This is a genomic window from Aeromonas sobria (assembly GCF_050266975.1).
GTDB lineage: Bacteria > Pseudomonadota > Gammaproteobacteria > Enterobacterales > Aeromonadaceae > Aeromonas > Aeromonas sobria_B.
On sequence record NZ_JBKISU010000002.1, the window covers coordinates 116813 to 130302 of the forward strand.

Here is a 13490-nt window from a genome sequence, read left to right on the forward strand (position 1 = left end):
CCGTCAGCCGAGATCGGTCGAGGCGAACCGCTCCCCCCTGGCCAGGGCGTGGCTGTGCTGGCGGCGGAGGGGCTTGGCCTGCGCGAGGCGACGCCACTCCCGCCACAACAGCCAGCAGAGCGGCGGGGTCAGCAGCAGCACGGTCGCGGGCTGGGCCAGCAGCACGCCGTCGCGGCCCCACCAGAGCGGCAGCAGGAAGATGAGGGGCAGCAGCAGCGCCGTCTTGGCGGCCGAGATGACCAGGGCCTGACGGGTGCGCGCCATGGATTGCAGCAGCACTATGCCGAACATGATGACCCCTTCCAGGGGAATGGCCGCCAGATTCAGGGTCAGGCTGCGAACGGCGGCGGCGAGCAGCTCGTCATCCTGGCTGCCGGTGTAGAGCATGGCCACAGGTTGCGGCAGCAGCTGGACCAGCAGCCAGACCGCCACCCCGTAGAGCAGCGCCACGTTGAGCCCCATGGCCATCAGGAAGCTGAGATCCCGATGGCGCCCGGCCCCCGCCGCCTGGCTGATGAGGGGCTGGATGCCAAACGCCAGCCCCTGCAGGATCACGATGAACACCGCCTCGGTGTAACCGGCCACGGTAAAGCCCGCCAGATCCTTGACCGAGCCGTACACCATCAGCTGGCTGTTGTGCAGCAGCAGCAGCAGCCCCAGGTTGAACTGGGCGATCAGGCTCGGCAGCCCTGTGAACAACAGCTTGGGCATGGCCGGGAAGCTGGGCACCAGCTGGCGCCATGAGAGGCGCAGCCTGGCGTGGGAGCTAAAGAAATAGCCAAGGCCAAGCAGGCTGACCACCCCTTCCGAGATGAGGGTGGCCTGGGCCGTGCCCACCAGCCCCAGCCCCAGGCGGCCGACCATGATGTAGTTGAGCAGTATGTTGAGCAGGGCGCCGCAGCTCACCAGTACCATGGCGAGGCGGGGGCGACCGTCGTTGCGCAGCAGATAGGGCACCGCCAGGTTGCTGGCCAGCAGCAGGGTGCCGCCTCCTATCCAGCCGAGGTAGTCGCTGGCCTGTTGCCAGGTCTCGGTATCCGGTGCTATGCCCAGGGCCAGCAGGATGTCGGTGTGCCAATGGTGCAGCAGCAGCGGAGCCAGGGCCCCCAGCAGCCCCAGCAGCCAGAACGCATTGACCAGGGCCTGACGGGCCAGGGCGAGGTTTCTGGCCCCCTGCTGGAGGGAGATGGCGGTCGCCGCCCCCATGGCAACCATGGCGGCGAGGCCGATCAGCACCATGATGACCGGGTAGACCAGGTTGATCCCGGCGAGACCGGCGGCCCCCACATAGTGGCCGACGAAGATGCCATCCACCAGGTAATAGGCGCCGGAGACCAGCATGGCCATGATGGAGGGGAGGGCATAGCCCCAGAAACGGCGGGTCATGGCCCGCTGACGGCGAATGAAATAGGCTGACATATCTGTGCTTCTGCCGGGTCGGGGATCGAAGCCACAGTGTAGATTCTTAGCTTTCCATTGATAATCCGGTGTTTATTTGATGGATTAATGAATATTGCTCATCAGTTTCGCGGGCTATGGTGGGCCTTCAACATGTCTATCAGGGCCCGCAGGCCGTGGCCCAGCTGGTGGCGGCTGGGATAGAAGAGATTGAAGCCGGCAAAGGTGGGGCTCCAGTCGGCCAGCACAGTCACCAGCCGACCCGCCGCCAGGGCCTCGCTCACCTCCTCCTCATAGCAGTAGGCCAGCCCCAGGCCCGCCTCGGCCGCCCCCAGATAGAGGGCGGGAGTGCTGGTGGTCAGCGGCCCGCTCACCTCTATCTCCAGCAGGCTTCCCTCCTCCCCGGCAAAGGCCCAGCGGTAGTGGTGGGAGGGGGTCAGCCGGTAGCCGATGCAGGCATGGCGCGTCAGATCCCTGGGGTGTTGCGGCGTGCCGTGCTCGGCCAGATAGGCGGGGGAGCCCACCACCAGGTAGCGCTGGGGCGGCCCTATGGGCACGGCGATCATCTCCTTGGGCAGCAGGTCGCCATAGAAGATGGCGGCGTCATAACCATCCTCGATGAGGCGCGGCATCTGCTCCTGCTCCACCACCTCCACCTGCATGCGCGGATAGCGCGCCAGATAGTCGATGAGCACAGGGGTCAGCAGCTCGTCGATGGCGCTGCGGGGGGCACTGATCTTGAGGCGCCCCACAGGTTCGTCGCCGTGGCGGGTCAGCTCCGCCAGGGCCTCCTCCAGGGTGGTGAGGGTGGGCAGCAACCCCTCGAGCAGTCGTTGACCCGCCTCGGTGGGCACCACGGCCCGGGTGCTGCGGTTGAGCAGGCGTATCCCCAGCCGGGTCTCCAGCCCCTTGAGGCTGTGGCTGAGGGCAGAGGCCGAGACCCCGAGTTCGAGGGCGGCCTTGCTGAAACTCTGGTGGCGGGCGACGGCGGCAAACACCGCCAGCTCGGCGAGATCGGTGCGGGTGATGGCCATGTTGATCCAGCGAAAAATGGGAAGAACAGGGTACGCCAGGGCAGGGCGGCGCACAATCGGGCGCACCAAGCCGAGGATGCAAACACCTTGTTAACGTCCGGCGGCCATGGCCGCCGGAGCGGCCTTCGGTTTACCCCGGGTTTACAACCTTGGGGCAAGAGTGTGAACCAGGGCGCCGGAAATACGATTTGGGTCAAACTTTTGTTGAATCTTTAAAATTTACCTATTGTTTGGCCGGGCGTTTAATTTACAGTGACCCCATAGACATGGCAGGGGTTAACGGGATGTGAATGACCCGGGCGGCCGATGAGCGCTGACCCTTCTGCCTGCCCCCGCCGTTGCCAGCATGTTGCCGCGACAGGCCCGGGATGCGGGCAGGATCCAGGAGGGAGACAGGGTTCCAGGGAGTCGGAACGAGGTGGCGTATGCCATGTGCCAGATTTCGATTGTCAAACTACAGGAAAGACCCATGTCCGAGATGAATATTGCAGTAGAGGCCGGCCTGCCACGTCAGGGGGCGCGCGCCAGCAGCATGAGCAGGGCCGATCTGGTGTGGATGCTGGGACTCTATGGCACCGCCATCGGTGCCGGCACCCTGTTTCTGCCCATCAATGCCGGTGTGGGCGGTCTCTGGCCACTGCTGGCCATGACAGTGCTGGCCCTGCCGCTCACCTTCTTCGCCCACCGTGGCCTCAACCGCTTCGTCCTCTCCGGCTCGACCCGGGAGGGGGACATCACAGAGGTGGTCGAGGAGCACTTCGGCAAGGCGGCGGGCAAGCTCATCACCCTGCTCTACTTCTTCGCCATCTACCCTATTTTGCTGATGTATGCGGTGGCCATCACCAACACGGTGGAGAGCCTGATGGTGCACCAGTTGGACATGACACCGCCGCCGCGGGCCCTGCTGGCCCTGGGGCTGATCCTCGCCCTGATGGCCGTGGTGCGCCTGGGTGGCCACTTCATCGTCAAGGCGATGAGCGTGCTGGTCTTCCCCTTCGTCATCGCCCTGATGGGGCTGGCCCTCTATCTGGTGCCCCACTGGAACGGCGCCATCATCAGCGAGGCGCCGCCCCTGGCCGAGGCCTTTGGCGGTGACTTCATCAAGACGCTCTGGCTGGCGATCCCGGTGATGGTGTTCTCCTTCAACCACTCCCCCATCATCTCCTCCTTCGCGGTGGACAACAAGCGGCGCTACGGGGAGCGGGCGGATGGCAAGTGCAACCGCATCCTGCTCGGCAGCCACATCATGATGGTGGTCAGCGTGCTCTTCTTCGTGTTCAGCTGCGTGCTGGCTCTCTCCCCCGCCGACTTGCTGGCGGCCAAGGCGCAGAACCTCTCCATCCTCTCCTACCTGGCGAACCACTTCGACAACCCGGTGATCGCCACCCTGGCGCCGCTGATTGCCATGGTCGCCATCAGCAAGTCCTTCCTCGGTCACTATCTGGGGGCGAAGGAGGGGTTCAACGGCCTGATGGTCAAGACCCTGCGCGAGCGCGGCAAGCGACTGGACGTGGCCCAGCTCGACCGCATCACCGCCCTGTTCATGATCCTGACCACCTGGGCCGTGGCCACCCTCAACCCCAGCATTCTGGGCATGATTGAATCCTTGGGCGGCCCCATCATTGCCATGCTGCTGTTCCTGATGCCCATGTACGCCATCCGCAAGGTGCCCGCCATGGCCAGGTTTGCCGGTCAGCCGAGCAACCTGTTCGTCACCCTGATAGGGGGGTTGGCCATGACTGGGATCCTCTACTCCCTGCTGTTCTGAGCGTCGGCTCGGATAGCACAACGCCGCCTTCGGGCGGCTTTGTGCTGATTGGGCGCCTGGCTGTGGGAGCCGGGGTTGGTGGGTACGCTCCACCCGCTCGCTTAGGCGACGGGGGGTTGGCTTAGCGGGTACGGTCCACCCGTTCGCTCACAAGGGAGTGGGTATTGACCATGGCGAGCCGGGCTTAGCGGGTACGATCCACTCGTTCGCTCACAAGAGGGAGTGGGTATTGACCATGGCGAGCCGGGCTTAGCGGGTACGGTCCACCAGTTCACTGAGGATGGTGTGGGTCTTGATCATGGTGAGCTGGGGCAGGGCCTCCAGCTGCTGGCGGATGGCTTCGAGCCGCGCCATGCCGGCCACCCTCACCTGCACCAGCATGTCGGTATCGCCGCTGATGCTGTAGCACAGGCGCACCTCGGGGATCTGGCCGATGAGGGCGCCGTACTGCTCGCAGCGGGGCGTGCGAAAGCAGAGCTCGAAGAAGGCGCTGATCTGTCCCTCTGGCTCGGCCAGCACGGCGCGATAACCCAGGATGATGCCCCGCTCTTCCAGGCGTTTGAGCCGCTCGCTCACCGCCGAGCGGGACAGGGCCACTGCCTCGGCCAGCTTGCTGATGCTGAGGCGGCCATCCTGCTGCAGCAGAGCCACCATCTTCTCGTCGTATCTGTCCACCTTGCCTCTTTGTTGCCTCTGTTGGGTGCGCCCTATCCGCTGCCGACGAAATGGCGGCGACAACCGTCACTTCGCCGTCGCCAAGGGGCGGCTTGATGGCTTATCAGCCGCGCCGATTTGGCCTAACATGGTGGGCGATTCTCACATCGGACAAGGGATTATGTCGAGTTTAAAGAAAGATTTGGGCCTGTGGCAGGGGATGGGGTTGCTGGCGACCTCCCTCTTGGGCACCGGAATATTCGTGGTGCCGGCCGCCGCCGCCTCCCTGGCAGGGGACGCCTCCCTCTGGGCCTGGGGGCTGCTTATCGTGCTGGTGCTGCCCATCGCCTTCACCTTCGCCAGGCTGGGGCGCCGTTATCCTCACGCGGGGGGGGCGCCTCATCTCATCGGCAAGGCGTTCGGGGCAGGGGCCGAGCGCTACTCGGCGTTCCTCTTCCTGGCGGTGCTGCCGGTGGGACTGCCCGCCGCCCTCACCATAGCGGCGGGATTCTGGCACGCCCTGTTCGAGCTCGGCGAGCTGACCCTGTGGGCCATCCAGCTGCTGACCCTGCTCGGTGTCTTCCTGCTGGGGCTGCGGGGGGCGCGCTCCTCGGGCAACCTGCAACTGCTGATCGCCCTGGCCATAGTGGGGCTGACCCTGCTCATCGCCATCAAGGGGGAGATCCGCTGGCAGGATGCGGCGATGCCCCTGCCCACCCCGGGAGAGTGGCCCGCCATGGCCACGGCCCTGGCGGTGATGTTCTGGTGCTTCGTCGGCCTTGAGGCCTTCGCCCACATGGGGGAGGAGTTCAAAAACCCGGAGCGGGACTACCCCCTGGCCCTGCTCGGCGGCGTCTTGCTGGCCGGGCTCATCTACTGGGTTCACTCCCTGGTGGTGCTGAAATACGGTCTCTACGGGGACGAGGCGACCAATGCCACCGCCATCCCGACCCTGCTCTCCCTGTTGTTCGGCCCCACCGCCAAGTGGCTGGTGGCCATCCTGGGTTACCTCTCCTGCTTCGCCAGCATCAACATCTATCTGCAAGGCTTTGCGCGGCTCATCTGGAGCATGGCTCGCGAGGGCAAGCTGCCCGCCTCCCTGGCCACTCTGTCGGCCCGGGGGGCGCCGGTGCGGGCCCTCGGCTGGGTCATCGCCGTCTGCGTCCTCTCCATCACCCTGATCCTCTACTGGACCCTGCCCCTGGATACCCTGATCCGCTACGCCAACGGCAACTTCGTGCTGGTCTATCTGCTCTGCATGGCGGCGGGCTGGCGCCTGCTGACGGGGGGTGGCAAGTGGCTGGCGGGGGTGAGTACCCTGCTCTGTCTGGGGATCATGGTGGCCCTGGCGGCCGAGGGGATCTATGCCCTGCTGTTGACCCTGGGCTATGGCCTCTTCGTCTGGTGGCGGCGCCGTGGCCGACGGGGGGCGTCTCGGGGTCCCGCGATCGAGGTGTCAAAGTAGGGGGCCTCACCCCCTTCCCCCCAGCCGAGGCCGGGTTGAAGGGGGCGTCTCTTCATGGCAGCTCCGGTCAGTCTGCCGGGGTACGCAGTGCCTCTATCACGTCCTCGCCGGGGGCCAGCCCCTCCACGTGGTTGACGCTCTCCAGCCCCTTCTGGGGCAAGATGGTGAAGGCGTCGGCGCTCTGGTAGCTGCCGCTGCCGGCGCTCTCGACGATGACGATGAGCTCGGGCTGCCTGTCGCCATCGAGATCCTGCAGCTTGAGGGCCTTGATGCTGCCGTCTCGCGGCAGCACCTTGCCGTCGATGAACTGATCCAGGGGAAACTCGGGGTTGGCCCCCGTGTAGAGGCGCACGTCATAGCTGCCGGTGGAGGCGGGCTCGCCGCGCCCCTCGCCGACGGTCACCACCTGGCCCGTGGGCAGGGTCAGTTGCTGGAAGAAACCGTCCGCCGCCTGGGTCGTCAGGGGCAGGGCGAGCAGGCCGAGTGCAATGAGTAAGGCTTTCATGGAGAGGACCCTTGTTGCTGCTTGTGTGTCTGTGACGGGTAGGGGGCCGCTGGTCGGCCCCCCCTGCCCGGGTTGTCATCACCAGATCTTGACCCGCTTGGCCGGGGCCAGATAGAGCTTGTCCTGGGGATCGATGTTGAACGCCTCGTAGAAGGCGGGGATGTTCGGCACCACCCCATTGACCCTGTATTCGGGCGGGGAGTGGGGATCCGAGACGAGCAGCATCTGCATCAGCTCGGGGCGATACATGCCCTTCCATACTTGGGCCCAGCCGAGGAAGAAGCGCTGCTCCCCGGTGAAGCCGTCCAGCACTGGGGCTTCCTTGCCATCCAGCGACAGCAGATAAGCCTTGTGGGCTATGGTGAGGCCACCGAGATCGCCTATGTTCTCCCCCAGGGTGAACTGGCCGTTGACGAACTGGCCGTCGATGGGCTCGAAGCGGTTGTACTGGGCCACCAGCCGGCTGGTACGGAAGCGGAACTCCTTGAGATCCTGGGGCGTCCACCAGTCGCGCAGCACGCCGTCGCCGTCGGATTTGGCCCCCTGATCGTCGAAACCGTGGCCCATCTCGTGGCCTATTACCCCGCCGATGGCGCCGTAGTTCACAGCGTCGTCCGCGCTCATGTCGAAGAAGGGGGGTTGCAGTATGGCGGCCGGGAAGACGATCTCGTTGTTGCTCGGGTTGTAGTAGGCGTTCACCGTCTGGGGCGACATGTACCAGAGATCCTTGTCGACCGGGGTGCCGAGGCGAGCCAGGCTCTCCTGGTATTCGAAGGCGCGGGCCCGCATCAGGTTGCCCACCAGATCATCGGGCTCGACCCGGATGCCGCCGTAGTCCCGCCACCTGTCCGGGTAGCCTATCTTGGGCCTGAACTTGGCGAGCTTCTCCCTGGCCTGACGCTTGGTGTCCGGCGACATCCAGTCCAGCTGATCGATGCTCTGGCCATAGGCGGTGCGCAGGTTCTCCACCAGCTGCTCCATGCGGGCCTTGGCCTCGGGGGGGAAGTATTGCGCCACGTAGCGCTTGCCGACCGCCTCCCCCAGGTGGGCATCGAGCACCGCCAGGGCCCGCTCCCAGGGGGCGCGCTGCTTGGGGGTACCGCTCAGGGTGGTGCCGAAGAAGGCGAAGTTGGCCCTGTCGGTCTCGCCATCGAGGTAGGGGGCATAGTCGCTGATGAGCTGCCACTTGAGGTAGCTGCGCCACTGGGTGGCCGGGGTCTGGGCCATCAGCTGGTCCAGGGCCTGGAGGTAGCCGGGCTGCCCCAGGATCAGCTGGCGCTGATGGGCGATCCCCGCCTCGGCGAGATAGCTCTGCCAGTCGATATGGGGGGCGAGGCGGCCGAGCTCGTCCATGGCCAGCTTGTTGTAGCTCTTCTCCCTGTCCCGCAGCGCCACCTTGTCCCACTGGATGCGGGCGATGGCGGTCTCCAGCGCCACAATCTGCGCGGCCTTGGCCTTGGCATCGTCCTCGCCGGCCCGGCCCAGCATGGTGACGATGTGCTGCTGGTACTGCCGGCGCAGGTTCACGCTGGCCGCATCTGTCTTGAGGTAGTAGTCCCTGTCCGGCAGGCCGAGGCCGGACTGGCCGAGATGGACGATGTACTGGCTCGGCGCCTTGGCATCCGGCCCTATCCAGAAGCCGAAGGGGGCATTGCCGCCGACCTTGCCGGCGCGGGCCAGGGCGCGGGCCAGGCTCTGGCTGTCGCTCACCCCATCCAGCTCGGCGAGCAGGGGACGCAGCGGGCTCATGCCCCTGGCATCCCGGGTAGCCTGATCCAGATAGCTGGCGTAAAAATCGCGGATCTGCTGATCTTCCGAGCCCTGGGGCGCGCCCTTGGGCAGGGCTTCTATCAGGGTGCGCACGTCCGCCAGGGACTTGTCGCGCAGGGTGTAGAAGGCGCCGTCGGCGGGCCTGTCATCGGGGATCCGGGCGCTGGCGAGCCAGCGGCCATTGGCATAACGGAAGAAATCGTCGCCCGGCTTGACGCCGGTATCCATGTTGGCCAGCGTCAGCCCTGAACGGGGCTGGCGCTGGTGGTCTCCCTGGCTGCAACCAGCCAGCAGTGCCAGGGTGATGAGCCCGGCCAGTATGCTTTTCTTGTTGTGCATTCTTATGGTTCCAATTCGGGTCATTTGCTTCCTTGCTCAAGGGGCGAGCAGGCGATTTCACTCTAACAGCCGGGGTACAGCTTGATAAGCCCGCATCTGCTAAGATGGTTCGTCCATCCTGGGGAAGCCTATGATTTCTCGACTCTATTCACGTTTCTGTCAGACCCTGCCGACGCCAACAAGTTCCAGCGCCCTGCTGGTGGCGTACAGCGGCGGCCTGGATTCCACCCTGCTGCTGCTGCTGGCCGAGCGTTACGCCCGGGAGCATCGGCTGCCCCTGGGCGCCCTGCATGTGCACCATGGTCTGAGTCCTCACGCCGACGAGTGGGCCGAGCGCTGCGCCGCCTTCTGTCGGGAGCTGGGGGTGGCGTTGCAGGTGGAGCGGGTGGCGCTGGCGCGAGGCAATGGCGAGAGTCTCGAGGCCCAGGCCCGCAGCGCGCGCTACGCCAGGCTGGGGGCGGCCCTGCCCCCCGGCGGCTGGCTGCTCACCGCCCACCATCAGGACGATCAGCTGGAGACCCTGTTGCTGGCCCTCAAGCGTGGCGCCGGCCCCCGGGGGCTGGCCGGGATACTGCCGAGCCAGCCCTTCGCCGACGGGCTGCTGCTGCGCCCCCTGCTGGCCGAGCCCCGTCAGGTGCTGGCCGAGGCGGTGGGGGAGGCCGGGGTGAGCTGGGTCGAGGATGAGAGCAACCAGGATGTGAGTTACGATCGCAACTTCCTGCGCCAGCGAGTGATCCCTGGGCTCAAGGCACGCTGGCCCGCCATCGCCGAGACGGCGGCCCGCAGCATGGCCCTGTGCGCCGAGCAGGAGGCGCTCCTCGCCGAGCTGGCCGAGGGGGATTGGCAACGGGCGGGGGCCGGGGAGGCGCTGCGCATCGCCCCGCTCCATGAGCTGAGTCCGGCCAGGCGCAACAACCTGCTGCGCCACTGGATCCGGCGCCAGGGGGGGGAGATGCCGGCCCGGGATCAGCTGGCCCGGCTCTGGGACGAGCTGGTGCTGGCCCGCCCCGATGCCAACCCCCAGCTCAACTGGGGGCGGGTGAGCTGCCGCCGCCATCAGGGGTTGCTCCATCTGGTGCGCCAGGATCTCGCCCCCCTGAGCGTTCAGATCCCCCTCACCCCGGGGGTGAGCGCGACCCTGCCGGAGGATCTGGGCACCCTGGGCCTGATCCTAAGCGACGAGGGGCCCCTGCGGCTGCCCCGGGCCGATGAGCCCCTCTCCCTGCGCTTCGCCGTGGCGCCGGGCCAGACCTTGAGGCCCCTGGGGCGGGGCGGGAGCCGCCGCCTCAAGAAGCTGTGGCAGGAGTACGGCATCCCCTCCTGGCAGCGGGGCCGCGTGCCCATCCTCTTCTATGGGGAGCAGCCGGCCGCGGTGCCGGGTCTGTTCATCTGCGAGGGATTCGCCCGCACGGGCCCGCAGGGGCTGGCCTGGCTGCGGCAGGCCAGCCCCGCCAGCCCGGAGGAGGGGGACGGCCCCTTGCCATGAAAACAGCGAGGCGGCCATTGGCCGCCTCGCTGTTTTGCTGTGTTCATGCCGCCATGCGAGTGACTGGGAGGGTCAGGCCGTGCCATCCGCCTTCTTGCGGGCGTAGAGGTGGCTGTCGGCCGTCTCGTACAGGGTGTAGACATCCATGCCGGGTTGCCAGCAGGCGGCCCCCAGGGTGCAACCGACCGAGAAGCTCGCCAGCTCCTGATGGCTGCGCAGCATCTGTTGCAGCCGCAGCCAGACCGGGCGCCAGGCCTCGGGTTCGGCGGGTTGCAGCAGCAGGGCAAATTCGTCGCCGCCGAGGCGAAACGCTTGATCCGTGGCGCGAATGCTCTGTCCCAGCAGCTGGGCGAAGCGGCTGAGCACCAGATCGCCCACCGGGTGACCCCAGGTGTCGTTGATCTGCTTGAATCTGTCGAGATCCAGCAGCACCAGCACCAGGCCATGGGGGTCCCGGCTGTGCTGCTCCACGGCGCGGCCGAGGGCCTCGTCGAAGTAGGCGCGGTTGCCGAGGCCAGTCAGGTGATCGAGGCGCACCTGCTGTTCCAGATTGGCCAGGCGCAGGTAGAGGGGCAGGGCCAACTGCAGCTGGCGATGGCAGCTCTGCAACTCGGCGATCTGCCCCTCGCTCGGGGCCTGGGTCAGCTGGTAGTGGAGCTGGCCAAGGCAGAGACCGTGACTGTCCTTGAGGGGGAACTGGTGGCTGTGGAGGCTGATCTGTTCCTGGGGCAGGCACTGGATCAGGCTGTGGTGAACCGGCCCCTCGAGGCAGAGGCTGTGAATGCGGACAACCCTTGCCGCCGTGCGGGCAAAGATTGCCAGCAGCTCGCCCAGGGTCTGCTGGCCGAGCAGGCGCTCGAGCAGGGCGTTGCCCGGCTGCTTGAGGGCGGGCGCCTGGTGATCCAGCTGGCGGATCCACTGGGTTGCATCGAAGCCGACCGCGGCGTTTGCCCCTCTCCAAGATGTTGAATTATCCACTCTCTTTCCTCACCTAGCGGCCCTCTGGCCCACCCTTCGCAGTCGAAATGCAAAAGCTGTGCCCAAAATATGTTCTATGGGGCCAACTCAGGCTGGCTAGACTTAAGTCGATAAAAATGGAGGAAAAATTGTATACGGAATTCTTGATCCTGCTCTGTGCCGCCGTCGTGCTGGTGGCGGTTTTCCGGCGCCTGGGACTGCCGGTGATCCTCGCCTACCTGATCGCCGGCGTGTTGCTGGGCCCCCACGGCCTGGTGCTGGTGAAGGAGCAGGCCATGATGCACACCCTGGGGGAGCTGGGGGTGGTCTTCCTGATGTTCTCCCTCGGCCTCGAGTTCTCCCTCTCCAAGCTCATCGCCATGCGCAGCCTGGTGGTCGGGGTGGGGGGCCTGCAGGTGGTGCTGACCACGGCGCTGTTCTGCTGGCTGGGCTGGCTGTGGGGGCTGACCCTGCCCCAGGCCCTGGTGGTGGCCGGCACCCTCAGCCTCTCCTCGACCGCCGTGGTGATCAAGCAGCTGGGGGAGCAGAAGCAGCTCCATACCCGGCGGGCCCAGCTGGGGGTCAGCGTCCTGCTGTTTCAGGATCTCGCCGTGGTGCCCCTGCTGGTGATGATCCCCATACTGGCCGAACCCGAGGCCCAGGGAGAAGCCCTGCTGGCGGCCCTCTCCTGGGCCTCCTTCAAGGGGATCCTGGCCCTGCTCGGCCTGCTGGCGGTGGGCAAGTGGCTGCTGCCCTCCCTGTTTCACGAGGTGGCCCGGGCCCGCTCCGATGAGTTGTTCGTCCTCAGCGCCCTGCTGGTGGCCCTGCTCGCCGCCTCCCTGACCCAGTGGATGGGGCTCTCCATGGCCCTGGGGGCCTTCCTGGCGGGCATGATGCTGGGGGAGTCCCACTACCGCCACCAGCTGGAGGTGGACATCAAGCCGTTTCGCGACGTGCTGATGGGGCTCTTCTTCGTCACCATCGGCATGGCCATGGACTGGCTGCTGGTGGTGCGCCATGGGGGGCAGCTGATGGGCTTCGTCCTGCTGCTGATGCTGCTCAAGTCCCTGCTGGTGCTGCTGGCGGGGCGCCTGATGGGGGAGCGCAAGCGTGACGCCCTGGCGGCGGGCATCATGCTCAGCCAGGTCGGGGAGTTTGGCTTCGTGCTGCTGGCCCTGGCCCACCAATACGGCATGCTGGGCCAGCGTCTCGTCTCCCTGCTGATCGGGGTCGGGGTCATCTCCATCGCCCTCACCCCCTGGCTGGTGGGGCGATCCCGGGAGCTGGCGCGCTGGCTGAGTCGCTCCCCCTTGCTCGGGGAATCGGAACTGGCCCAATCCGGCCTTGGCAAGAGTGGCCACGTCATCATCGCCGGCTTCGGCCGGGCCGGCCAGACCTGCGCCCGTTTCCTCAAGCTGGAGGGGATCCCCTTCCTGGCCCTGGATCTGGATCCCGAGCGGGTGGGCGAGGCCAAGCTGGCGGGGGAGCAGGTGGCCTTCGGCGACGCCAGCCGGCGCGACATTCTACTGGCGGCCGGTCTGACCCGGGCCAGGCTGGTGATCATCACCTTCGACGATGCCAAGCGGATCGATGCCATGCTCGCCCTCATCCCCCAGCTGGCCGAGGGGGTCAAGGTGCTGGTGCGTACCCGGGACGACCGCCTGCTCGAGCAGTACAAGCAGGCGGGGGCCCATGAGGTGGTGCCCGAATCCCAGGAGGGGACCCTGATGCTGGTCTCCCACCTGCTGCGCCACTGCGAGGTGCCCATAGGCCGGGTGATCCGGCGAATGGAGCAGGAGCGCTCCAGCCAGTACCCCTTCCTGCACGGTTTCTACTGGGGCGAGCAGAGCGCCCAGGGACTGGAGCGGGACCATGGCCTGGAGCGGCTGCATCCGGTGCGACTCAGCGACCAGGCCTGGGCCATCGGGCGCCGGGTCCACGAACTGGCCCTGGGATCGGTGCACATCAAGGAGCTGCACCGGGCGGGGGAGGTGCTGGAGGCCAGGGGGGATCTACAGCTGGAGGCGGAGGATACGCTGGTGCTCTTTGGCACCAATGCCGCCATCGAACAGGCCGAGCAGCGCCTGCTGGCAGGCGGCTGCCGGGACCTCTAG

General features: G+C 66.5%; 10 protein-coding genes. 4 read left to right on the forward strand and 6 right to left on the reverse strand.

What is annotated here, in order from left to right:
• Positions 1–3: 3 nt before the first annotated feature.
• Together ACLHZ1_RS01730 and ACLHZ1_RS01735 are read right to left on the reverse strand one after the other, a co-directional pair.
• Positions 4–1419 carry an MATE family efflux transporter gene (locus ACLHZ1_RS01730; RefSeq protein ID WP_427260706.1) on the reverse strand — a complete coding sequence of 472 codons (1416 nt, stop codon included), beginning with the start codon at positions 1417–1419 and terminating at the stop codon, positions 4–6.
• Between the two features lie 101 nt (positions 1420–1520).
• Positions 1521–2432, reverse strand: coding sequence for a LysR substrate-binding domain-containing protein (locus tag ACLHZ1_RS01735; RefSeq protein ID WP_427260707.1), 912 nt, complete (start codon positions 2430–2432; stop codon positions 1521–1523).
• A gap of 469 nt (positions 2433–2901) precedes the next feature.
• On the opposite strand from ACLHZ1_RS01735, the gene ACLHZ1_RS01740 reads away from it, so the two are divergent.
• Positions 2902–4200: an HAAAP family serine/threonine permease gene (locus ACLHZ1_RS01740; protein ID WP_427260708.1), complete on the forward strand. Its 1299-nt coding sequence runs from the start codon at positions 2902–2904 to the stop codon at positions 4198–4200.
• Positions 4201–4449: 249 nt separating this feature from the next.
• Here ACLHZ1_RS01740 and ACLHZ1_RS01745 read toward each other — a convergent pair whose 3' ends face one another.
• Positions 4450–4875: an Lrp/AsnC family transcriptional regulator gene (locus ACLHZ1_RS01745; protein WP_041993430.1), complete on the reverse strand. Its 426-nt coding sequence runs from the start codon at positions 4873–4875 to the stop codon at positions 4450–4452.
• Between the two features lie 160 nt (positions 4876–5035).
• Between ACLHZ1_RS01745 and yjeH the strand changes: the two genes are divergently transcribed.
• Entirely contained in the window at positions 5036–6319 is a 1284-nt protein-coding gene (yjeH, locus tag ACLHZ1_RS01750) for an L-methionine/branched-chain amino acid transporter (RefSeq protein ID WP_427260710.1), read from the forward strand.
• Positions 6320–6386: 67 nt separating this feature from the next.
• On the opposite strand, the gene ACLHZ1_RS01755 is transcribed toward yjeH, so the two are convergent.
• Both ACLHZ1_RS01755 and ACLHZ1_RS01760 read right to left on the reverse strand, forming a co-directional pair.
• Positions 6387–6824, reverse strand: coding sequence for a PliI family lysozyme inhibitor of I-type lysozyme (locus ACLHZ1_RS01755; protein WP_427260711.1), 438 nt, complete (start codon positions 6822–6824; stop codon positions 6387–6389).
• Between the two features lie 78 nt (positions 6825–6902).
• A complete protein-coding gene (locus tag ACLHZ1_RS01760) occupies positions 6903–8933 on the reverse strand; it encodes a M13 family metallopeptidase (protein WP_427260712.1) in 2031 nt (676 codons plus the stop codon).
• A 130-nt stretch (positions 8934–9063) separates the two neighbouring features.
• Between ACLHZ1_RS01760 and tilS the strand changes: the two genes are divergently transcribed.
• Positions 9064–10419, forward strand: a complete 1356-nt coding sequence (tilS, locus tag ACLHZ1_RS01765) for a tRNA lysidine(34) synthetase TilS (protein ID WP_427260713.1) — start codon at positions 9064–9066, stop codon at positions 10417–10419.
• A gap of 72 nt (positions 10420–10491) precedes the next feature.
• On the opposite strand, the gene ACLHZ1_RS01770 is transcribed toward tilS, so the two are convergent.
• The gene (locus ACLHZ1_RS01770; RefSeq protein ID WP_427260714.1) at positions 10492–11397 is read right to left on the reverse strand and encodes a GGDEF domain-containing protein; all 906 of its coding nucleotides are present in this window, start codon (positions 11395–11397) and stop codon (positions 10492–10494) included.
• A gap of 128 nt (positions 11398–11525) precedes the next feature.
• Between ACLHZ1_RS01770 and ACLHZ1_RS01775 the strand changes: the two genes are divergently transcribed.
• Positions 11526–13490, forward strand: coding sequence for a monovalent cation:proton antiporter-2 (CPA2) family protein (locus ACLHZ1_RS01775; RefSeq protein ID WP_427260715.1), 1965 nt, complete (start codon positions 11526–11528; stop codon positions 13488–13490).

What these genes read in the sequence shown, in the direction of transcription:
- yjeH (WP_427260710.1), top strand. Translation starts at nt 5,036, where the DNA reads ATGTCGAGTTTAAAGAAAGATTTGGGCCTGTGGCAGGGGATGGGGTTG.
- ACLHZ1_RS01735 (WP_427260707.1), bottom strand. Translation starts at nt 2,432, where the DNA reads ATGGCCATCACCCGCACCGATCTCGCCGAGCTGGCGGTGTTTGCCGCC.
- ACLHZ1_RS01740 (WP_427260708.1), top strand. Translation starts at nt 2,902, where the DNA reads ATGTCCGAGATGAATATTGCAGTAGAGGCCGGCCTGCCACGTCAGGGG.
- ACLHZ1_RS01730 (WP_427260706.1), bottom strand. Translation starts at nt 1,419, where the DNA reads ATGTCAGCCTATTTCATTCGCCGTCAGCGGGCCATGACCCGCCGTTTC.
- ACLHZ1_RS01760 (WP_427260712.1), bottom strand. Translation starts at nt 8,933, where the DNA reads ATGCACAACAAGAAAAGCATACTGGCCGGGCTCATCACCCTGGCACTG.
- ACLHZ1_RS01755 (WP_427260711.1), bottom strand. Translation starts at nt 6,824, where the DNA reads ATGAAAGCCTTACTCATTGCACTCGGCCTGCTCGCCCTGCCCCTGACG.
- tilS (WP_427260713.1), top strand. Translation starts at nt 9,064, where the DNA reads ATGATTTCTCGACTCTATTCACGTTTCTGTCAGACCCTGCCGACGCCA.